A 19,701-nucleotide genomic window follows, 5' to 3' on the forward strand; every position below is an offset into this window, starting at 1 on the left:
CCTCTTTTCGCGCGGTTTCTTACTGGTCCTTGAACCCCACGCCCACGCTGGCGCGCGGCTGCTCCATTTCCGTGCTGGTGACCGGATAGGCGCAATAGTCGGCGGCGTAATAGGCCGCTGGACGGTGATTGCCTGAAAATCCGATGCCGCCGAACGGGGCAGCGGAGGATGCGCCATTGGTCGGCCTGTTCCAGTTCACGATTCCGGCGCGGATATTGGCCCAGAAGCGGTTATATTGCTCCGGCGTACCACCCACCAGAGAGGCCGAAAGTCCAAAACGGGTGTTGTTCGCCTCGGCAATGGCCTTGTCGAAATCGTCCACCTTGATGATCTGCAGCAAAGGGCCGAACAGCTCCACGTCGGGACGTTCGGCCATGTCGGTGATGTCGATCATGCCGGGCGTGATGAAGGGCCGGTTTTCGTCCAGCCGCCGCATGTGGCTGATCGCCTTGCCGCCGTTGGACAGCAGGTACAGAAAACTCTCGGTCAGCTGGTCTGCCGTGCGATTGTCTATCACCGGCCCCATGAAGGGCTGTGGATCATCGAACGGGCCGCCAATGATCAGCCGGTCGACCAGTTTCTTGAGGTGATCGATCACCTCGTCATACATAGTATCCTTCACGATCAGCCGCCGCGCGGCGGTGCAGCGCTGCCCGGCGGTGGTGAAGGCCGATTGCACGATCAGCGCGGCAACATCATTCAGCTTGGGCGTGTCCCACACGATCAGCGGATTGTTGCCGCCCATTTCCAGCGCCAGGATCTTGCCCGGTTCGGTCGCCAGCTTGCGATTGATGGCAATGCCGACCTGCGCCGATCCGGTGAACAATACGCCGTCCACATCGGGATGGGCGACCAGCGCCTTGCCCTCTTCCGGGCCGCCGATCAGCAATTGTACCACTGCAGAGGGAATGCCTGCGCGGTTCATGTATTTCAGCAGCGCTTCGCCCACCGCCGGTGTCTTCTCGCTCGGCTTGAGGATGATGGCGTTGCCGGCGATCAGCGCGGGGATGATGTGGCCGTTGGGCAGGTGCGCGGGGAAGTTGTACGGCCCCAGCACCGCCATCACGCCATGCGGCTTGTGGCGAACCGCAGCGGTGCCCTGAAGCCCGCTGTCCAGCTTGCGCTGGCCGGTGCGTTCGGCATAGGCGCGGATGGAGATTTCGACCTTGGCGATCACCGCTTCCACTTCGGTGCGGGCTTCCCACATTGGCTTGCCCGTCTCACGCGCGATCAGTTCGGCGAATTCATCCTGTTCCTTGCGCAGTTCGTTGACGAAGCGGCGCACCAGTTCGATCCTTGTGGCGAGCGACTGGGCTGCCCACTGCGGCCAGGCCCGGCGGGCAACGCCGACAATCTTGTCCACATCGCCATGCGCGCCGCGCCAAAGTTCTTCGCCTGTTGCAGGTTCGTAAGAAACCAGTTCTGTCATGGACAAGCCTGCGGACCTCTCATCTGATCGTCTGATGCAATTTTCTATCCCTTTACGGGTCTGGCCGCGATTTGGCCATGAATGGTTCCAGATGCAACTGCCAGCGTGATTTTGCCGGTCGGCGGGTGGATGTGTCAGGCGTGCCCGGCGGGGGCGGGCGGCTCGCCCAGGGCATTGCCCATCTGCCGCAGCGCCGCCACCTTGGCATGCAGCAATGACCAGTCATCGTGCCCGGCAATCGCGTCCCAGATGCTCTCTACCTCTTCGATCAGCATGGCTTCGGGCTGCGGCCCGTCCCAGTAGCTGTCCTGTTCGCCCACGGCCTCATATCCTGCAAGAGCCTGCGCCAGATCGCCGCTGGCATTGCGTCCGCCGCGATGGACGAAGTAGAAGATGTCCGGCCCGATATCGCCCGCGCGCATGGCTTTTTCCGCAGCATCGATCAGCTGCCCGTCATGCTCCAGCCCGCGGCTTTCCACGCCCAGCCGCCAGCAGAAACGGCGGATCATGTTGGCCTGGTAGCATTCGCCAAAGCGGTCGAGCGCGGCGATCAGCGGCTCGCTGTCTGCCAGTCGGCGCAGGGCGATGGCCAGCTGGCCAAGGTTCCAGCGCAGCGCTTCTGGCTGGCGGCCAAATGCATACAGGCCCTGATGATCGAAATAGGCGGCGGTGAATTCCGGCTGCCAGCGCGGCAGCCAGCGCCACGGGCCATAATCGAAGCTCTCCCCGGTGATGTTCATGTTGTCGGTGTTGAGCACGCCGTGGACAAACCCCGCCACCATGTAGGATGCGGCAAGGTCCGCCAGCCGTTCCACCGCCTGATGCATCAGGATGATCGCCGGCTGCTCGCGCCCCGGTGCATCGGCGGGCGGCATAGGGCCGGGAAATTGTGCCAGGCAATAATCGACCAGTGCGGCCAGATTATCGTCCTGCTGGAAGGCGGCGAGCCGCTGGAAGGTGCCGATGCGGATATGCGAATGCGACAGGCGCGTGAGCACGGCGGAGCGGGTGGGCGATGGCTCGTCCCCGCGCGTCAGCTCCTCACCTGTCTCCACCACGCTGAAAGTCTTGGAGGTGTTGACGCCCTGCGCCTCCAGCATCTCGGTGGCGAGAATCTCGCGCACCGCGCCTTTCAGCGTCAGCCGCCCGTCGCCGCTGCGGCTGTAGGGCGTGGTGCCGCTGCCCTTGGTGCCCAGATCGAGCAGGCGGCCCGATGCATCGCGAAACTGCGCAAACAGGAAGCCGCGCCCGTCGCCAATCTCGGGATTATACACGCGGAACTGGTGGCCGTGGTATTTCAGCGCCAGCGGGCGGGGCAGATTTTGCGGCAAGGGTTCGAAGCGGCCGAAATGGCCTGTCCATTCGCTGTCCGTCAGATTGCCCAGCCCAACCGCCTTGTCCCACCGCTGATTACGAAAGCGAAGGAGCGTTTGCGGAAACGACGCTGCGTCCACTCCATCGCCAATCCATTGGGCAATGGTGGTGATTTGCGGATCGGGGCGATAGGGGGCGGCTTGCGGTTCGGCGCGCATCTGGCATTAGTGGCGCTGGAACGGGCGCAGCGCAAGCGATGTTGATTCAAAGGGACGCATGGAAGCCATCATGAGCGATCAGGCCTGGCAGGATCAATTCTGGGAAAGTGCAGACGGTCTGAAGCTGCATTACCGCGATTATGCCGGTCCCGCCGATCGCCCGCCGATCCTGTGCATTCCCGGCCTGACCCGCAACGCCCGCGATTTTGAACCGATTGCCCAGGCATTTGCCGGGCAGTGGCGGCTGATCTGCGTCGATCTGCGCGGACGCGGTGACAGCGATTATGCCAAGGACACCTCCACCTATGCGCCCGCCCAATATGTGGCGGACATGGATGCGCTGTTCACCCAGGCCGGGCTGGACAGGGTGGTGGTCATCGGCACATCGCTGGGCGGCATTGTCGCCGCGCTGATGGCCGCGCAATGGCCAGACCGGCTGGCGGGCGCGGTGCTCAACGATATTGGTCCGGTGATAGAGGAGACGGGCCTGGCGCGGATCCGCGAATATGTGGGGCAGGGCCGCAGCTATCCCACCTGGATGCACGCTGCCCGCGCGCTGCGTGACAATGTGGGCGAGGCCTATCCCGATTTCTCGATTTCGGAATGGCTCCGTGTCACCAAGCGGCTGATGTATGTCGGCAATAGTGGCCGCATCACCTTCGATTATGACATGCGCATCGCCGACCCCTTCACCGATAGCGAAGCGGCGGAGCCGGTCGATATGTGGCCGTTTTTCAAGGCCTTGTCAGGCAAGCCCACGCTGACCTTGCGCGGCGAATTGTCTGATATCCTGTCTGACCGGACGCTGGAGAGGATGAAGGCTGAAATCGCCGGGATGGAAACGCTGACCATCGCCCGCACCGGCCACACGCCGACACTGGACGAGCCGGAGGCGCTGGCCGCCATCGCTCGCCTGCTGGACAAGATTGCATGAGCGCATCGGGTGATCGGCCGCGCATCCTCCACCTGCATTCCACTTTCGATGCAGGCGGCAAGGAAGTGCGCTGCGTGCGCCTGATCAACCGCTGGGGGAAGGAGGCGGATCACGCCATTGTCTCCGGCGATCTGGCAAAGCGCGGCGCGGCGCAATTGCTCTCCCCAAGGGTGCATGTCTCCTGGCCAAAATTTCCATCGTTGAGCGGCAGGCCCACTCCCGGACGGCTGGGCAAGATCGCCGCTGCGATGGCGGGCTATGACCTGATCTGCACCTATAACTGGGGCGCGATGGATGCGGTGATGGCGCACACATTGTTCGCCGATGTCCACAAGCTGCCGCCGCTGGTGCATCATGAGGATGGCTTCAACGAGGATGAAGCGATCAGGCTGAAGACCAGCCGCAACTGGTATCGCCGCATTGCGCTGGGGCGCACGGCAGCGCTGGTGGTGCCGTCGCGCAATCTGGAGCGGATCGCGCTGGAAGTGTGGCAGCAGCCGCGCACCCGCGTGCGCCGAATCGCCAATGGCATCGATACGCGCAGCTATGCCGCGCCGCCCAAGCGCGACATCCTGCCCGGGCTGGTGAAGCACAGGGATGAATTCTGGATCGGCTCCCTGGCCGGCCTGCGCGAGGTCAAGAACCTTGGCGCTCTGGTGCGCGCGATCAAGCGCATGCCGCCCGAATGGCAGCTGGTGATTGTGGGCGAGGGGCCGGAGCGCGCAAGACTGCTGGCGCTGGCGCAGGAATTGCAGGTGGAAGACCGCGTTCACCTGCCCGGCTTCATCGCCCAGCCGGAAAAGCTGGTCGGCCTGTTCGATATCTTCGCCCTGTCATCGCATTCAGAGCAATTCCCCATTTCCGTGGTGGAGGCGATGGCGGGCGGCCTGCCGGTGGTGGCGCCGCGCGTGGGGGACCTTGGCGAAATGGTCTCCTCCGACAACGGTCCCTATCTGGTCGATCCCGGTGATGAGGAGGCGCTGATCCAGTCGCTGTGGAAGCTGACCGGCAATGCCCCAGAGCGCAAGCGCATAGGCCAGGCCAACCGCACGAAGGCGCGTGCGGAATATGATGCGCTGGCCATGAGCGAGCGCTATCATGCCCTCTATTGGGGGCTGATGAATCGCCAGTCAGCACCGAAATCGGCTTAAGCCGCGGTTCACCCTTTGGGGGACAGGCTGAAATCCGCAATTGAATTGACCCGTCCTTGCGCTAAACAGCGCGGCCATCAGGCTTAACCATTACCAAGAAGATTGTGGCAAAAACTCCCAAAACCCCGTCCGTGACCATTCAATCCGGCAAGCCGGAGACCCGCGACCTTGAGCAGGAGATGCTCATGCGCGAGGTGGATGAGGCTGTGCGCAACGATACTGTTGGCACGGCATTCAAGAAATATGGCGTCACGGCAGGGATTGTCCTGGCTCTGGGCCTGGCGAGTTTCGCCGGATATCTCTACTGGCATTCCAGCCAGGAAGCCTCGCTGGAAGAACAGTCCGAGCAGCTGGTGCTGGCCATTGATGAGCTGGATGCGGGCAATCTGTCCGTCGCCGATGAGGAGCTGGCCGCGCTTTCCGCAGATGGCAGCCCGGGCGCAATGGCTTCTGCCAACATGCTGCGCGCCGCCATCGCGCTGGAGCAGGACCGCCCGCAGGACGCCGTCGCCTTCTATGACCGCGTGGCCAATAATGCCGACGCACCGCCGCCCATGCGCGATGCCGCCACCGTGCGCTCCGTCGCTATCCAGTTTGACGATATGGAACCGCAGGCGGTGATCGATCGGCTGGGGCCGCTGGCGGTTGCTGACAGTGACTGGTTCGGCAGTGCCGGGGAACTGGTGGCGATGGCCTATCTGGCGCAGGGGCGTGAGGATCAGGCCGGGCCGCTGCTGGTGCAGATCGCCAAGGATGAGGATGTGCCGCAAAGCCTGCGCGCCCGCACCCGCCAGCTTGCCGGCCTGCTGGGCTTCGATGCGGTCGAGGATGTTGAGGAAACGCTGGCTGAAATGCGCGGCGATGATGCTGAACAAGCACAGGGCGCGGCGCAATGAAGCCAAGCCTCATGAACCAGGATAATCATATGCCAATGCTACCGTCTCTCGCGCGCCTTCGCGCCGCTGGCACGATTGCCGTTTCTGCAATGGTGCTGAGTGCCTGCAGCATATTCGGCGGCGGAGACGATTCTCCCAACACACCCAGCGTTGGCAATCGCCAGCCTATTCTCTCGCGGATCGCCAGCGATGTTTCGGCCGATCCGGAACTCGCCAGTATTGCGGTCGTGCTGCCAACACCGGAAACCAATGTTGACTGGCCGCAGGCCGGGCGCACCGCCTCCAAGGCATCCGGCCATGTCACGCTTGCCGCCGCACCCGCGCGCGCATGGACCGTCGATATCGCCGGCAGCAGCAAGACCCGCCGTCTGGCCGCCGCACCGGTGATCGGTGACGGCAAGCTGTTCGTGGTCGATTCCGACGGCGTGATCCATGCTTTCGATGCTGCCACCGGCGCGCGTCGCTGGTCGCACCGTATCCAGGTTTCCGGTGATCTGAACGATGCCACATTCGGCGGCGGCGCCACCTTCTTTGATGGCAAGGTGTTTGCCACCAGCGGCACTGGCGATGTTGTGGCTCTGGACGCCAACAGCGGTGACGAACAGTGGCGCAAGAAGCCCGCCGGTCCGCTGCGCGGTTCGCCCACCGTGGCCTTCAATGCCGTTTATGTGATGACGCAGGACAACCAGATCCACGCGCTGGCCATCGCTGATGGCGCGCCTTTGTGGCAGGATGCCGCATCGTCCAGCCAGTCCGGCGTGTTCGGCGTGGCTGCTCCCGCCGCAGGGCAGGGCACGATCGTGGCCGGTTATTCCTCGGGTGAGCTGGTGGCCTATCGCTACGAAAACGGCCGCGACCTGTGGTACGATGCGCTGGCCCGTACCTCTATTTCCACGCAGGTTGGCGCGCTGACCGATGTCGATGCCGATCCGATCATCTCCAATGGCCAGGTCTTCGCGCTGGGGCAGGGTGGCCGCATGGCCGCTTATGAACTGACCACCGGACAGCGGATCTGGGAATTGACGCTGGCCGGCATTTCCACCCCCGCGATTGCCGGGGAATGGATATTCACCCTGACCGACGATGCCCGCCTGTTCGCGATTGCTCGTGCCAGTGGCCGCATTCGCTGGGTCACCCAGCTGGATGCGTGGCGCAATGCGAAAGACCGCGAAGGTCCGATCTTCTGGACCGGCCCGGTGCTGGCCAGCAACCGCCTGTGGATCGCCAGTTCGCGCGGTGAAGTGCGCTATGCCGATGTGACGACGGGGGAAACCACGGTCTTTACCGAGCTGGGCAACCCTGTCTCGCTGCCTCCGGTGGTGGCCAACAACACGCTCTACATCCTCGATGACAGCGGGCGGATCACAGCCTGGCGCTGAGCCGCCGCTGACCGCTAAATTTGTGCGTCCGTTACCCGCCTTTTAACCCTTTTGCGGTTAGGGCGGCGCCATGAGCGCGCAACCTGCCACCGCCACGCAGCCACCTGCCAGCGACGTATCCCCGTGGGTGGGATTTGTCGGCCTGGGCACGTTGCTCAGCTATATCGCGTTGTGCCGCGCCTGGCCCGATCTGGTGCTGGCTTTCGGCCTGCCCGGCCCGTCCGAGCGGATGTCCGGCCCCTATTCCGCGCTGGTCGCCATGATCCTTTCCGGCCTTGCGATGGCTGCATGGTCGCTGCTGGTGGACAAGGTTCATCGTAACCCATCCACCGGGATCGACTGGAGCCAACGCCGCAAAATTTCCGAAGTGATCGACGTGTCCGCCACCAAGCTGGCCGGGCTATGGGCGACATGGGCGGTGATCGGCCTGATCTACTGTCTGGGCCGCTGGTATTGGGACGGGCAATATCTGTTCGCCATGCGGGTGATCGGCGTTGCCGCCGTGCCCATGTTCATCCTGTCCGTTCCCTATGTCATCTGGCTCGACCGGGTGATGAAGAAGCCGCGCGACCATGCCTGGCATTTTGGCGCCATGCTGCTGGGGCGCGAGGCGTGGGACACGCATGAGGTCAAGAAGCACTGGCGGGCTTGGATCATCAAGGGCTTTTTCGGCGCCTTCATGATCTCCATCCTGCCGCCCGGTTTTGCCGCCGTCGTGGATGCCGATCTGGCGCAGCTTGCGGGCAATCCGGTGCTGGTGGGCACAATCCTGTTCGAACTGCTGTTCGTGATCGATGTGCAGATCGGCACCGTGGGTTACCTGCTCACCCTGCGTCCGCTCGATGCGCATATCCGCAGCGGCAATCCCTTTCTGGCAGGCTGGCTGGCCGCGTTGCTGTGCTATCCGCCGATGGTCTATGGCCTGATGGGCAATGGCGGGATGATCCAGTACGAATACAACACCGCCGGCTGGGGATACTGGTTCGATGGCCATGAAATGCTGCTGTGGGTCTGGGCCGGCTGGCTGGCCTTCCTGACCGCCATCTATGCCTGGGCGACCATCGCCTTTGGCATCCGCTTTTCCAACCTCACCTATCGCGGCGTGCTGACCAACGGGCCGTACCGCTTCACGCGCCACCCGGCCTATCTGTCAAAGAACCTGTTCTGGTGGTGTTCGTCCATGCCGTTCCTCGTCACCAGCGGTTCAATGGTCGATGTGATCCGCAACACCTTCTTCCTGGGTGTGGTGAGCGGCATCTATTACTGGCGCGCCCGCACCGAAGAGGCGCATTTGCTGGGTGAGGATGCCAAGTACCGTGAATACCATGCATGGATGCAGGAACACGGGCTGATCACCTCGCTGCTGGCCAAACTGCTCAAACGCGCCAATCCGCGCCCCGCTGCGCCGCAGCCACAGCCCGCGGAATAGCGCAGCCAACCTGCGTGGTTCAGGCGTTGCCGACCACAAGGCAGGCGGCTGCTACCAGTGCGCCAGCCCAGCGATTGCTGCGAAAGCGTTCCAGAGGGTTGCGGCCGTCAGCGGGATCGAGCGTGCTCGCCTGCCAGGCAAAATGCGCCGCCGCCGGGATCAGCGCCAGCAGGGCCACCCAGTCCGCCCGCAGCAGCCAGAAGGCGAGGGCAAGGCATGCGACTGACGCTGCGTAAAAGCCGCTGACGCCCAGTTTCACGTGATCGCCCAGCCGCAGCGCGCTGGACCTGATACCCACCAGCGCATCGTCCTCGCGGTCCTGAAGGGCATAGATCGTGTCATAGGCCATGCACCAGAAGAAGGCCCCGGCATAAAGCGCGGCCATCACGTCCAGCCTGTCTCCACGCATGGCCATCCAGCCAACCGGTGCGCCCCAGGTGAACACCAGCCCCAGCCACGCCTGCGGCCAGTGGGTGATGCGCTTCATGAACGGATAGGCCGCCACCAGCGCCAGGCTGCCCAAAGCCACCAGCTGCGCCTCCCAGCGCAGTTGCAGCAGCACCAGCAGGCCCACCGCGCACAGCACCAGCAGCCACGTCCACGCCGCCCTCAGGCTCACCCTGCCGCTGGCCACGGGGCGAACGGCGGTGCGCGCAACCTGCCGGTCCAGATCGGCATCGACGATATCGTTATAGACGCAGCCCGCGCCGCGCATGGCGATGGAGCCAAGCAGCAGCCACAGGATCATCTGCCATTGCAGACCCGCTCCCGAAAGCCACACGCCCCAGGCGCACGGCCAGAACAGCAGCCACCAGCCGATCGGGCGGTCAAACCGCGCCAGCAGGGCATAATCGCGCAGGGATGCGGGCAGCAGGCCCACAAGGCCGCGGTGTTCGCTATCGGGAGTAATGGTATCGGTCACGCGCAAGGCCCATAAAGATGTTGGACGCAGGGTGGAAGGCTTCGCTAGGGGAAATGGCATGATTGATGCGCGCGAACATAACCGGATAGGCTGGAACCAGCGGGTCGAGGACGGCGACATGTGGTCGATCCCGGTCGACGCGGAGACCATCGCCCGTGCACGCAAGGGTGACTGGGACGTCCTGCTGACCCCGACCAAACCCGTCCCGCGTGAATGGTTTGGCGATATTGCCGGCAAGGACATGCTGGGCCTTGCATCAGGCGGCGGGCAGCAATGCCCGGTCTTTGCCGCAGCCGGGGCGAATGTCTCCTGCCTCGATGCGTCCGAAGGCCAGTTGGGCCGCGATGCCGAGGTGGCTGAGCGCGAAGGCCTGCACATCCGTACCGTGCAGGGTTTCATGCATGATCTTTCCGCCTTTGAGGACGCCAGCTTCGATATCGTCTTCAACCCGTGCTCCACCGCCTTTGCGCCCGAAGTCATGCCCGTGTGGCGCGAATGTGCGCGCGTGCTGCGTCCCGGCGGCATTCTGATGACCGGTTTCTACAATCCGGTGTTCTTCGTGTTCGATCAGCTGGCGATGGACCGGGGCGAGCTGGTTGCGCGCCATGCGCTGCCATACAGCGACTTCGAACTGCCCGAGGACGAGCGTGAGAAGATGCTGGCCGATGATCCCACGCTGTGTTTCAGCCACACGCTGGAAACGCAGATCGGCGGACAATTGCAGGCCGGGCTGATGCTGAGCGATATGTTCGAGGATGGCTGGGCGCAGCTCCACGAACTCAGCGCGCTGTTCCCGCCCTTCATCGCCACGCGCGCAGTAAAGCGCGGCTGATCGTGGCCGCGCCTCGCCCGATGGTTCCGGCCTGGCCGCCGCGCAGCGCCCCGCGCCTGTTCGTGGATGGGCCGCTGTCCGCAGGTAGCCAGATCACGCTCGACGGTCCGCAGGCGCATTACCTGCTGCGCGTGATGCGCGTGGGTGAGGGGGACGGCGTGATCCTGTGCGACGATCTGACGGGCGAATGGTCGGCGCGCGTTGTCTCCGCCTCCAAACGTAACCTTGTGCTCGATCCGGTCGAACTGCTTCGCAAGCGTGAAGCGGTGCCCGATTTCTGGCTGTGCCCCGCGCTGCTGAAAAAGGACCGCTTCGACATGGTGCTGGAAAAAGCCACCGAACTGGGCGTGGCGCGCATCGTGCCGGTGCTCACGCGGCGCTGCGTGGCGGACAAGCTCAATGCCGAGCGCGCCCGCGCGATTGTGACCGAAGCTGCCGAACAATGCGCCCGCACCGCTCTGCCCGAACTGGCCGAAGTGACGAAGCTGGACGCCCTGCTGCGCGATTGGCCCGAAGATCGCGCGCTGTTTTTCGCCGATGAACTGGCTACAGGGCAGGGCGGGGAAAGCGCCGCGAAAGCCTTCGCCGCCCATACTGGTCCGGCTGCGCTGGTGATCGGCCCTGAAGGCGGATTTGACGATGCGGAGCGGGATGCGATTCGCGCGCATCCGCAAGCCCGCCCCATTTCGCTTGGCCCGCGTATCCTGCGCGGGGAGACCGCGGCTGTCGCCTCCACCGCGCTGTGGATGGGCACATGCGGCGATTGGGCCTGACTGAAATCGGACGTGAGCGACATGCATTTTGGACAAACACAATTTGATACTGGCGCAGCCGCGCCGCATCTCCTAACGGCCTTGGCATGAGCACGCGCAAGGCGTCAGATGGGGGGGAGCGGCCGATCGAGAGCCGCGACCAGTTGGTCCAGCCAATGCAGGACGGCGAAAAGCCGCCTGCTGCCTGGCGGATTGGCACCGAGCATGAAAAGCTCGTCTTCAAGAAGGCTGACAAGCACGCCCCGTCCTATGACGAGCCCGGCGGCATTCGCGACATTCTGATGTCCATGCGCCAGTTCGGCTGGGAACCGGTGGAGGAGAACGGCAAGGTCATCGCCATGAGCGGCGATGACGGCACCATCAGCCTGGAACCCGCAGGCCAGCTGGAACTGTCCGGCCAGCCGCTGGAAAACCTGCACCAGACCTGCGCCGAGACCGGTCGCCATTTGCAGCAATGCAAGATCGTGGGTGAGGAGCACGGCGTCGGTTTCCTGGGACTCGGCATGTGGCCGGACAAGACCCGCGCCGAACTGCCGATCATGCCCAAGGGCCGTTATGACATCATGCTGCGGCATATGCCGCGCGTGGGCGATCTGGGCCTGGACATGATGCTGCGCACCTGCACCATTCAGGTGAACCTCGATTATGCGAGCGAGGCCTGCATGGCCAAGAAGTTCCGCACCTCTCTGGCATTGCAGCCGCTGGCCACGGCGCTGTTCGCCAATTCGCCCTTTACCGAAGGCAAGCCCAACGGCTTCCTGTCCTATCGCAGCCATATCTGGAGCGACACCGATCCGCACCGCACGGGCATGCTGCCCTTCGTGTTCGAGGATGGCTTCGGGTATGAGCGCTATGTCGATTACATGCTCGACGTGCCGATGTATTTCGTCTTCCGCGACGGCAAATATATCGATGCCTCCGGGCAAAGCTTCCGCGATTTCCTGAAGGGCGAACTGCCTGCGCTGCCGGGCGAACTGCCCATGCCGAGCGACTGGTGGGATCACCTGTCCACCGCATTCCCCGAAGTGCGGCTGAAAAGCTTCCTGGAAATGCGTGGCGCCGATGGCGGCCCGTGGAACCGCATCTGCGCCCTGCCTGCCTTCTGGGTCGGCATTCTGTATGATCAGACCGCGCTGGATGCATCGTGGGATCTGGTCAAGGACTGGACGATGGAAGAGCGGGAGGAGCTGCGCAATGCGGTGCCCAGGATGGCGCTCGATGCACCCATTCCGGGCGGCCGCAAGCTGCGCGATCTGGCGGGCGAAGTGCTCGCCATTGCCGACCGCGGGCTGGTATCGCGCGCGCGGCTGAACGATGCCGGTGACAGCGAAGCCGGTTTTCTCGAGCCGCTGCACGAGATCGTGAAGAGCGGCAAAGTCCCCGCCCAGCGCCTGCTGGACAAGTTCAACGGCCCGTGGGGCGGAGACATTTCGCGGGTTTACGAAGAAAGCTTCTGAAGCGATCCCGGTTCAGGCCGGCGGGATCAGAAAATCCGGGTCCTATCGGGTCAGCCATAGCAGACCACCTCGAACTCGATCCCGTCCCAGTCGAAGAAGTAAAACCGCCTGCCCGGTTCGTAGTCGTCGTGGCCGAACGGCTCCAGCCCGGCTGCCACCACCATCTGTTCGGCAGCGTCCAGATCATCCACCAGCAGGCCGACATGGTTCATCGGCTTGCCCTTCTGCTGGCCTGCATGATCCTTGCCGTCAGTGTAGAGCGCCAGATAGGTGTCCGCCTCTCCCACATGGATGGTTTCACCGCCGCGCTGGGCCATGCCGCGCCACCGCTGCTGCCACCCCAGCAACTCCCTGAACAGATCGGCCGAGCGCTCGATGTCGCTGACGGTCAGATTCACATGTTCGATGCGTCCCTTGGGCATGGTTGATGTCATCCTTGAAATCCTTTGCACAAATCTTTGTCATCATTGGGTAATTCGCGACCGAATAATGACTTTGCGAATCACCGTTTGCCCATTGTGCAATCTAAAGCTAAGTTGAGGTCAAGAGATTGGGGAAAACTTTATGTTGGGGCCTGAGAAGTTCATTTCGATCGGCCAGCTGGCCAGCCGCACCGGCGTGGCGGTATCGGCGATCCGCTTTTATGAGGAGAAGGGCTTGTTGCAGCCGCTGCGCACCAGCGGCAATCAGCGCAAGTTCCTGCGCTCCGACATCCGCCGGGTCAGCTTTATCCTGATCGCCCAGAAGCTGGGGCTGGCGCTGGCGGAGATTGAGGATCAGCTCAAGAATCTGCCCGAAGGCCGCAACCCCACCCAGCATGACTGGCAGAAGATCAGCCGCCGCATGCGGGCGCAGATCGATGAGAAGATCCTCCTGCTCACCCGCACGCGCAGCCAGCTGGATCAGTGCATCGGCTGCGGCTGTCTCAGCCTGCAGAAATGCCAGCTGTACAACAAGGATGATCGGCTGGGCCTGAAGGGACCCGGCCCCAGGGCCGTGCTGGACTGATATGGGCAGCGAAATGGCCAGCATCAGGACCTATCAGGACGGTGATTTCGATGGCGTCCGCGCGATCTGGGAGGAGGCATTTCCCGGTGATCCCGCGCGCAACCGCGCCGAATTCGCCATCCCGGCAAAGCTGAAAGTCCAGCCGGAGCTGCTGCTGATCGCCGAAGCGGATGGCGAGATTATCGGCACCGCCATGGCCGGATATGATGGTCACCGGGGATGGCTGTATGCGGTTGCCGTCAGCCAGTCCGCCCGCCGCAAGGGCATCGGCTCCATGCTGATTGCCGAGGCCGAGCGGCGCCTGGCGGCAATGGGGTGTGGCAAGGTGAACCTTCAGGTGCGCGCCACCAATCATGCCACTGCGCAATTCTATCGCAAGCTGGGCTATCAGGCGGAGGAACGTATCAGCATGGGCAAGAGCATCGCCGCAGAGGGTTGAGGCTCAGCGCAGCGCCGCCTGATATCGCGCCTCCACGATTTCCCAGTCCAGATTGGCCATGAAGGCATCGACATAGCGCGCCGCTGCCGTGCCATAATCCATGTGGTAGCTATGCTCATACATATCCAGCGCGATCAGCGGAACGCCCGCGATAGCGCCGTGCATGTGATCCCAGGCCCAGTAATTATGCAGGGACCCGGTGTGCTGGTTGCAGGCAAGAATGCACCAGCCCGATCCGCCCGCCAGACTCATCGCCGTGCGGCGAAACTCTGCTTCCCACGCATCGATGCTGCCGAATGCGGCGGCCAGCGCAACGGCCAGAGATCCCCCCTTTTCGCCATCGCCGCCCAGTCCGTCAAAATAGAGTTCATGCAGGATGACGGAGCCGGTGCGGTGCAGTTCCTCGCGCTTCAGCCCGCCATAGACCGGCGCGGGGAAATCGGGGTCTGCCATGGCTGCGGCCAGCCGCTGCTCCACCACATTGAGCGCGCGCACGGACCCCTGGTAATTGTTCTGCCAATGGGAGGTGATCAGCCGCTCTGAAAGGCCCGTCAGCCGGGCCGGATCGAAGCGCAGGGGCCGGGGTTCATGCAGCGCGGAGAAGGCCGGGGGCCGCACAAGCGCGTCCTGTGCTGCACCTTGTGTTGCACCCTGCGCTGCGGCTGGCGTGGCCAGTGCTACCACGGTCAGGCCCGCAGCGCCTGCCGCTCCCAATGCCTGCCGCCGTGTGAAATCGTCCATGCCTCGTCTCCCTTGCTGGCAAAGATATCAGCCCTGGGGGATGTTGGCGCGAGCTATTTGTGATGCACTGCGCGGCGATGCTGCCGGTCAGCGGCCCATGTCGGTCATGCCCAGACTGCGGTAGAGTCGTTCGGCCCCCGACCGGTTGGCAATTTCCACCTTCAGTTCGACCGATTCGTATCCGTGCTGCGCGAAATGGGCGAAGCTGTGGAGAAGCAGCGCCTTGCCGATGCCGTGCCGGCGATGGCTGGCCGCAACGGCGAGGTCCTTGATGAAGGCATTTTTCCAGCACAGGCAGATTCCAACCAGCGCCTTGCCGGGACCACGGGCGAGAAAGATCGTGTCCGGCGCATAGTCGGGATCAGTCAGCAGCCAGTCGCGCCATGCGTCCAGAGCAGGCAGGGGGGAGCTCGCTTCGGCATAGATCTGCGTCAGCAGCGCGTGCACATGGTCACCATCACGCTCTGGATCGAATGTCGCCAGGCAGATGCCTTCGGGCCACACGGGCTGTTCCAGCGGATCGGACAGATATTTCGTCAGGCGACGAAAGGTCGCAGGTCCGGCCATAACGGGCTATTCCGCCGCCAGCAGTTCCTCGGCCGCGCCAAGGTCCACGCTGACGAGGCGGCTGATACCCTTTTCCACCATGGTCACGCCGAACAGGCGGTGCATGCGGCTCATCGTCACGGCATTATGGGTGACGATCAGATAGCGTGTGTCGGTTTCCTTCACCATCGAATCGAGCAGGTCGCAGAAGCGATCGATATTGGCATCGTCGAGCGGCGCATCGACCTCGTCCAGCACGCAAATTGGTGCCGGATTGGTTAAAAACAGCGCAAATATAAGCGCGGTTGCGGTTAGTGCTTGCTCGCCACCCGATAGCAGGCTGAGCGATTGCAGGCGCTTGCCCGGTGGCTGGGCGTAGATTTCCAGGCCAGCCTCCAGCGGATCATCGCTGTCGATCAGCGCCAGATGCGCCTGTCCGCCTTCGAACAGGCGGGTGAACAGGTGGCGGAAGTGGCCGTCCACCGCCTCGAACGCCGTGCGCAGGCGCTCGCGCCCCTCACGGTTGAGATTGCCGATCGATCCGCGCAGGCGGTTGACCGCCTCGGCCAGCTCCTCCTGCTCGGCGGCGCTGGCACCGTGTTCCTGCTCGATCCGGGCCAGCTCGTCGGCAGCCACAAGATTAACCGGGCCGATCCGCTCGCGGCTGGTGACGAGCCGGTCCATCTCCTCGCTTTCGGCGGAGGAATCCTTGACCTGCTCGGTATCGAACGCAAGCCTGCTGCCCAGCAGCGAGGGTGGGCACTGGAAGCGCTCGCCCGAAATGCGCGCCATTTCCTCGCGCCGGGATTCCTCGTTTTCCGCGCGCGCGGCCAGTGTGGCGCGGTTTTCCCGGGCGGTGGAGAGCGCTTCATTGGCTTCATGCAGCGCGCCTTCGGCCACGCGCATTTCCTCATTCGCGGCGTTCACTGCGGCATCGGCGGCGGCCAGTTCCGCCCCCAGCCGGGCGCGCACAGCCTCACCGCCCTCAATCTCACGCATCAGGCCTTCGGGCTTGGCTGCGGTGACGGCGCGTTCTTCCTCGATCTCCTCGAACCGCGCGGCCATGCCCGCCAGTCGCTGCGCCGCCTCGCCAGCGCGCGCCTGCCAGTTGCTCTTGTCCGATCGCTGGGCCGCCACACGTTCACGCGCCACGGCCAGCGCCTGATCATGCGCGGCAAGGCTGGCCATTGCCGCCTGCACCGCCTCACGCGCCGCCTCGTGCCGCGCGCGCGCAGCATCCAGCGAGGCGCGCCCGCTCGCCGGATCGGGCAGAGCGGCGCGCTTGTCCTGCGCGGCCTTCACTTCGCTTTCGGCAATTGTGCGCTGCTGGGCCAGTTCCTGTTCGGCGGCGGCGATTTCCTCCAGCCGCGCGGCCAACCGCTCGCGCCGGTCCTCTGCCTGATCGAGCGCGCGCAGGGCCTGACGCTCCGCCTCTGCGGCTTCATTCACCGCGCGCTCCACGGCCACCAGTTCGCGTTGCAGCTCTGATGCTTCCTCGCTCAGCCGTTCATGCATGGTCTGCGCAGCGGACAGAGCCTCCCGCAGCGCTGGCAACTGGCCTTCCAGATCCTCAAAGCGGTTGTCCGCTTCCAGCCGAGCAGCCTCGGCAGCGCCTTCCCCGCGCGCGATGAAGCCGTCCCAGCGGCGCAGGAAACCATCGCGTGTCACCAGCCATTCGCCCGGCGAAAGCACGCGCCCGTCGTCCGCATCGGCAACATGCACCAGGGCGAGGCGGGCAGCGAGCTGATCGGGGCAGGCGCGCACATGATCGGCCAGACTGTCCGCCACCTTGGTTGGCACGGCGGAGCCGGTCCAGAACCGCCCTTCGGCAGCCTTCTCCGGCATCCCCAATGGTGATTTGCCATCGCGGCCAAGCACTGCGGCGAGCGCGCGCTCATAGCCCTTTTCGGCCGAGAGCTTGTCCAGTGCGGAGGGCAGGCCGTGCTGGCTGCTCTGCCGCTTGGCGCGCGCTGCCCGGTCGCGTTCCAGCGCCTGAAACTCGCGCTCCACGCCCGCCAGTTCGGCCCGGGCAGACGATAGCGCGCTGGCGGCGGCATCGCGCTGCGCGGTCAGCGCATCCTTGCGGGCGCGTTCTGCTTCCAGCCGGGCGCGCAATTCCTCCAGCCGGGCGGCGGCATGTTCGGCATTGCCCCTGGCCTGCGTGACCGCCTGCTGCGGATCGCCTTCCTCGCTCAGGCTTTCGCGCTGAGCGGTCAGGCGGCGCGCGTCCTGGTCCAGCCGGTCCAGCCGCGATTGCGCCTGCGCCAGTTCAGCGTCCGCCACCCGCCACTCGGCCTCCACCCCGGCGTGATCCGCTGTGGCTTTGGCCAGCGCCAGTTCGGCAGTGCGGCCGGCGCGGTCCATATCTTCGGATCTGGCGAGCAGGGCGGGGCGCTTTGCCTCATCCTCCGCCAGCGCCTTTTCCCCTGCGGCCAGCGTCTGTTCCAGCGTCTTGAGCGCCTGCGCGGCATCGCGCGTCATCCGGTCAGCCTCGCCGCGATCTTCTTCCAGCCGCTGCTTCTGGCGGTCGAGATCGGCGAGGCGCTGCTGGGCGGCTTCCAGCTGGGTGGATAGCGCCGCCATGCGGTGACCGTGGGCGCTGGCATCATCGCGGCGGTCGGCCAGTTCCTCCCGCAAATCGGCCAGCTTCTGGGCGAGCTCGTGTTGCAGCTTCTGCGCCTGCCTGGCCGCTTCCTGTGCGCTGGCCACCTTGCCATCGGCCAGCTTGGCCTGTTCGCGGGCAGCCTCCGCCGCCGATGCCGCATCGCGCCACCGGGCGAACAGCAGCCGCGCCTCGGCAATCTGGATGGTGGCGGTCAGTTCCTTGTAGCGTTCGGCTTGCCGCGCCTGCCGCCGAAGCGACGATATCTGGCTGTCCAGTCCGGCCATCAGGTCCTCCAGCCGGGCGAGATTGCGCTCCGTCTGGTTGAGCTTGTTTTCGGCATCGCGGCGGCGGACATGCAGCCCGGCAATACCTGCTGCCTCTTCCAGCATCATCCGCCGTTCGGCAGGCTTGGCGGCGATGACCTGGGCGATCTTGCCCTGGCTGACCAGCGCGGGCGAATGCGCGCCGGTGGCGGCATCGGCGAACACCAGCGACACGTCCTTGGCCCGCACGTCGCTGCCATTGACGCGGTAGGCGCTGCCCGCGCCGCGCTCTATCCGGCGGGTGACGTTCAGCTCCTCACCCTGATCATCGGCGGCGTGGAGGACAACTTCGGCAAAATCGCGCGGAGGGCGGGTGGCGGTGCCCGCGAAGATCACATCCTCCATTCCGCCAGAGCGCATGGATTTGGGCGAGTTTTCACCCATCACCCAGCGGATTGCCTCCAGCAGGTTGGACTTGCCGCAGCCATTGGGGCCGACAACCCCCGTCAGCCCCGGTTCTATGCGCAGTTCAGCCGGCTCTACGAAGCTCTTGAACCCTGAGAGTCTGAGCTTCCTGATCTGCATCCGGCTGTGCCTTTATCCCGCGCCGCTCAGCGGGCGCCGGCTTGTTGCAGCGCGGCTTCGACGCTGGCCCAGTTGGCGCCATCGAGGCGTTGGCCATTGAGGAAGAACGTGGGCGTGCCGGTCACACCCGCTTCTTCCGACACGGTCTGGGTCGTTTCAGCCAGCGTCTGGATGGCGGCGACATCGTTGAAGCACGCAGCGGTCTGATCGCGGCTGATCCCGCGCGCGGCGAAGAACTCGCCCACTCCGCCTGCTTCGGCCAGCGCCAGGAAGCGCTGGTCATTGGGCAGGCTGTTGGCGGCTTCCAGTGCGGCGGTATTGTTCTGGAACGGACCGGTCACGGCGTTGAGATCGCCCCAGATCTGGTCGGCAATCGGCACGGCGGCGGTGACCGGGGAGCATTCCAGCGCGCGGGTCAGCAGCAGGTCGACCACGCCGTGGATCATCACGCTGCGGAATTCATAGCTGACGCGGCCCGATGCGACATATTCCTCATGCAGCTTGCGCGATCCGTCCATGGAAAACTGCGCACAGGCGGGACAGGTGAGCGAGCCATATTCGACCAGCTTGATCGGTGCATCGGGATTGCCCACCAGCCAGCCGGCCTGCTCCGTACGCACGGCCTGCAGGTTCCAGTCGCTGCCGGCAGGGGCTGCGATGGACTCAATGGGCTCTGCCGTCAGGCTGCCGGTGGCGTCATCCTCTGAACTGCAGGCGGCAAGCCCCAGAAACAGCGGGGCGGAAATAGTGGCAAGGGCGATGCTGCGCAGCATGGTCATC

The 19,701-nt window shown here is 64.4% G+C and carries 18 protein-coding genes; 10 read left to right on the forward strand and 8 right to left on the reverse strand.

What is annotated here, in order from left to right; translation table 11 throughout:
* Nucleotides 1-19 precede the first annotated feature (19 nt).
* Together astD and ABDZ98_RS07610 are read right to left on the reverse strand one after the other, a co-directional pair.
* Nucleotides 20-1,429, reverse strand: a complete 1,410-nt coding sequence (gene astD, locus ABDZ98_RS07605) for a succinylglutamate-semialdehyde dehydrogenase (RefSeq protein WP_160590246.1) — start codon at nt 1,427-1,429, stop codon at nt 20-22.
* A 134-nt stretch (nt 1,430-1,563) separates the two neighbouring features.
* Nucleotides 1,564-2,961, reverse strand: coding sequence for a protein adenylyltransferase SelO family protein (locus ABDZ98_RS07610; RefSeq protein ID WP_160589858.1), 1,398 nt, complete (start codon nt 2,959-2,961; stop codon nt 1,564-1,566).
* Nucleotides 2,962-3,031: 70 nt separating this feature from the next.
* On the opposite strand from ABDZ98_RS07610, the gene ABDZ98_RS07615 reads away from it, so the two are divergent.
* The 5 genes from ABDZ98_RS07615 to ABDZ98_RS07635 all read left to right on the forward strand — a co-directional run bounded on the left by ABDZ98_RS07615 (nt 3,032) and on the right by ABDZ98_RS07635 (nt 8,750).
* A complete protein-coding gene (locus tag ABDZ98_RS07615) occupies nt 3,032-3,895 on the forward strand; it encodes an alpha/beta fold hydrolase (RefSeq protein ID WP_160589857.1) in 864 nt (287 codons plus the stop codon).
* The gene (locus ABDZ98_RS07620) at nt 3,892-5,046 is read left to right on the forward strand and encodes a glycosyltransferase family 4 protein (RefSeq protein ID WP_160589856.1); all 1,155 of its coding nucleotides are present in this window, start codon (nt 3,892-3,894) and stop codon (nt 5,044-5,046) included. Before ABDZ98_RS07615 ends, ABDZ98_RS07620 begins: the two co-directional genes overlap by 4 nt.
* A 131-nt stretch (nt 5,047-5,177) precedes the next feature.
* Nucleotides 5,178-5,942: a tetratricopeptide repeat protein gene (locus tag ABDZ98_RS07625; protein WP_160589855.1), complete on the forward strand. Its 765-nt coding sequence runs from the start codon at nt 5,178-5,180 to the stop codon at nt 5,940-5,942.
* Nucleotides 5,943-5,977: 35 nt separating this feature from the next.
* The gene (locus ABDZ98_RS07630) at nt 5,978-7,321 is read left to right on the forward strand and encodes a PQQ-like beta-propeller repeat protein (RefSeq protein WP_237437370.1); all 1,344 of its coding nucleotides are present in this window, start codon (nt 5,978-5,980) and stop codon (nt 7,319-7,321) included.
* 70 nt (nt 7,322-7,391) lie between these two features.
* Entirely contained in the window at nt 7,392-8,750 is a 1,359-nt protein-coding gene (locus tag ABDZ98_RS07635) for a DUF1295 domain-containing protein (protein ID WP_160589853.1), read from the forward strand.
* Nucleotides 8,751-8,769: 19 nt separating this feature from the next.
* On the opposite strand, the gene ubiA is transcribed toward ABDZ98_RS07635, so the two are convergent.
* Nucleotides 8,770-9,672, reverse strand: a complete 903-nt coding sequence (ubiA, locus tag ABDZ98_RS07640) for a 4-hydroxybenzoate octaprenyltransferase (protein ID WP_337190148.1) — start codon at nt 9,670-9,672, stop codon at nt 8,770-8,772.
* A gap of 58 nt (nt 9,673-9,730) precedes the next feature.
* Here ubiA and ABDZ98_RS07645 point away from each other — a divergent pair, with 58 nt between their 5' ends.
* From ABDZ98_RS07645 to ABDZ98_RS07655, 3 genes are all read left to right on the forward strand, one after another.
* Entirely contained in the window at nt 9,731-10,504 is a 774-nt protein-coding gene (locus ABDZ98_RS07645) for a class I SAM-dependent methyltransferase (protein ID WP_160589851.1), read from the forward strand.
* A 20-nt stretch (nt 10,505-10,524) separates the two neighbouring features.
* On the forward strand, nt 10,525-11,277 hold the full coding sequence (locus tag ABDZ98_RS07650; RefSeq protein WP_160590244.1) for a 16S rRNA (uracil(1498)-N(3))-methyltransferase: 753 nt from the start codon (nt 10,525-10,527) through the stop codon (nt 11,275-11,277).
* A gap of 86 nt (nt 11,278-11,363) precedes the next feature.
* Nucleotides 11,364-12,734: a glutamate--cysteine ligase gene (locus ABDZ98_RS07655; protein WP_160589850.1), complete on the forward strand. Its 1,371-nt coding sequence runs from the start codon at nt 11,364-11,366 to the stop codon at nt 12,732-12,734.
* Nucleotides 12,735-12,784: 50 nt separating this feature from the next.
* On the opposite strand, the gene ABDZ98_RS07660 is transcribed toward ABDZ98_RS07655, so the two are convergent.
* Nucleotides 12,785-13,156, reverse strand: a complete 372-nt coding sequence (locus tag ABDZ98_RS07660; protein ID WP_160590242.1) for a VOC family protein — start codon at nt 13,154-13,156, stop codon at nt 12,785-12,787.
* A 142-nt stretch (nt 13,157-13,298) separates the two neighbouring features.
* On the opposite strand from ABDZ98_RS07660, the gene soxR reads away from it, so the two are divergent.
* Entirely contained in the window at nt 13,299-13,742 is a 444-nt protein-coding gene (gene soxR, locus ABDZ98_RS07665; RefSeq protein WP_160589849.1) for a redox-sensitive transcriptional activator SoxR, read from the forward strand.
* A gap of 13 nt (nt 13,743-13,755) precedes the next feature.
* Nucleotides 13,756-14,181, forward strand: a complete 426-nt coding sequence (locus tag ABDZ98_RS07670) for a GNAT family acetyltransferase (RefSeq protein WP_202385926.1) — start codon at nt 13,756-13,758, stop codon at nt 14,179-14,181.
* A gap of 3 nt (nt 14,182-14,184) precedes the next feature.
* On the opposite strand, the gene ABDZ98_RS07675 is transcribed toward ABDZ98_RS07670, so the two are convergent.
* From ABDZ98_RS07675 to ABDZ98_RS07690, 4 genes are all read right to left on the reverse strand, one after another.
* Complete coding sequence (locus ABDZ98_RS07675) at nt 14,185-14,922, reverse strand: superoxide dismutase (RefSeq protein WP_160589847.1); 738 nt, start codon at nt 14,920-14,922, stop codon at nt 14,185-14,187.
* A gap of 87 nt (nt 14,923-15,009) precedes the next feature.
* Nucleotides 15,010-15,489 (reverse strand): GNAT family N-acetyltransferase, encoded by a 480-nt coding sequence (locus ABDZ98_RS07680; protein ID WP_160589846.1) that lies wholly within the window; start codon nt 15,487-15,489, stop codon nt 15,010-15,012.
* A gap of 6 nt (nt 15,490-15,495) precedes the next feature.
* The gene (locus tag ABDZ98_RS07685) at nt 15,496-18,921 is read right to left on the reverse strand and encodes an AAA family ATPase (protein WP_160589845.1); all 3,426 of its coding nucleotides are present in this window, start codon (nt 18,919-18,921) and stop codon (nt 15,496-15,498) included.
* A 26-nt stretch (nt 18,922-18,947) separates the two neighbouring features.
* Nucleotides 18,948-19,700 carry a thioredoxin domain-containing protein gene (locus tag ABDZ98_RS07690; RefSeq protein ID WP_160589844.1) on the reverse strand — a complete coding sequence of 251 codons (753 nt, stop codon included), beginning with the start codon at nt 19,698-19,700 and terminating at the stop codon, nt 18,948-18,950.
* Nucleotide 19,701: the final 1 nt, after the last annotated feature.

The sequence above is a fragment of the Alteraurantiacibacter aestuarii genome, assembly GCF_039523595.1.
In the GTDB taxonomy this organism is placed as follows: domain Bacteria; phylum Pseudomonadota; class Alphaproteobacteria; order Sphingomonadales; family Sphingomonadaceae; genus Alteraurantiacibacter; species Alteraurantiacibacter aestuarii.

Bases quoted from the DNA above. Each gene is read 5' to 3' on its own strand.
- ABDZ98_RS07680 (WP_160589846.1), bottom strand. From the start codon at position 15,489: ATGGCCGGACCTGCGACCTTTCGTCGCCTGACGAAATATCTGTCCGAT.
- ABDZ98_RS07650 (WP_160590244.1), top strand. From the start codon at position 10,525: ATGGTTCCGGCCTGGCCGCCGCGCAGCGCCCCGCGCCTGTTCGTGGAT.
- soxR (WP_160589849.1), top strand. From the start codon at position 13,299: ATGTTGGGGCCTGAGAAGTTCATTTCGATCGGCCAGCTGGCCAGCCGC.
- ABDZ98_RS07615 (WP_160589857.1), top strand. From the start codon at position 3,032: ATGAGCGATCAGGCCTGGCAGGATCAATTCTGGGAAAGTGCAGACGGT.
- ABDZ98_RS07655 (WP_160589850.1), top strand. From the start codon at position 11,364: ATGAGCACGCGCAAGGCGTCAGATGGGGGGGAGCGGCCGATCGAGAGC.
- ABDZ98_RS07660 (WP_160590242.1), bottom strand. From the start codon at position 13,156: ATGCCCAAGGGACGCATCGAACATGTGAATCTGACCGTCAGCGACATC.
- ABDZ98_RS07645 (WP_160589851.1), top strand. From the start codon at position 9,731: ATGATTGATGCGCGCGAACATAACCGGATAGGCTGGAACCAGCGGGTC.
- ABDZ98_RS07610 (WP_160589858.1), bottom strand. From the start codon at position 2,961: ATGCGCGCCGAACCGCAAGCCGCCCCCTATCGCCCCGATCCGCAAATC.
- ABDZ98_RS07675 (WP_160589847.1), bottom strand. From the start codon at position 14,922: ATGGACGATTTCACACGGCGGCAGGCATTGGGAGCGGCAGGCGCTGCG.
- ABDZ98_RS07635 (WP_160589853.1), top strand. From the start codon at position 7,392: ATGAGCGCGCAACCTGCCACCGCCACGCAGCCACCTGCCAGCGACGTA.
- astD (WP_160590246.1), bottom strand. From the start codon at position 1,429: ATGACAGAACTGGTTTCTTACGAACCTGCAACAGGCGAAGAACTTTGG.
- ABDZ98_RS07630 (WP_237437370.1), top strand. From the start codon at position 5,978: ATGCTACCGTCTCTCGCGCGCCTTCGCGCCGCTGGCACGATTGCCGTT.
- ABDZ98_RS07620 (WP_160589856.1), top strand. From the start codon at position 3,892: ATGAGCGCATCGGGTGATCGGCCGCGCATCCTCCACCTGCATTCCACT.
- ABDZ98_RS07690 (WP_160589844.1), bottom strand. From the start codon at position 19,700: ATGACCATGCTGCGCAGCATCGCCCTTGCCACTATTTCCGCCCCGCTG.
- ABDZ98_RS07685 (WP_160589845.1), bottom strand. From the start codon at position 18,921: ATGCAGATCAGGAAGCTCAGACTCTCAGGGTTCAAGAGCTTCGTAGAG.
- ABDZ98_RS07670 (WP_202385926.1), top strand. From the start codon at position 13,756: ATGGCCAGCATCAGGACCTATCAGGACGGTGATTTCGATGGCGTCCGC.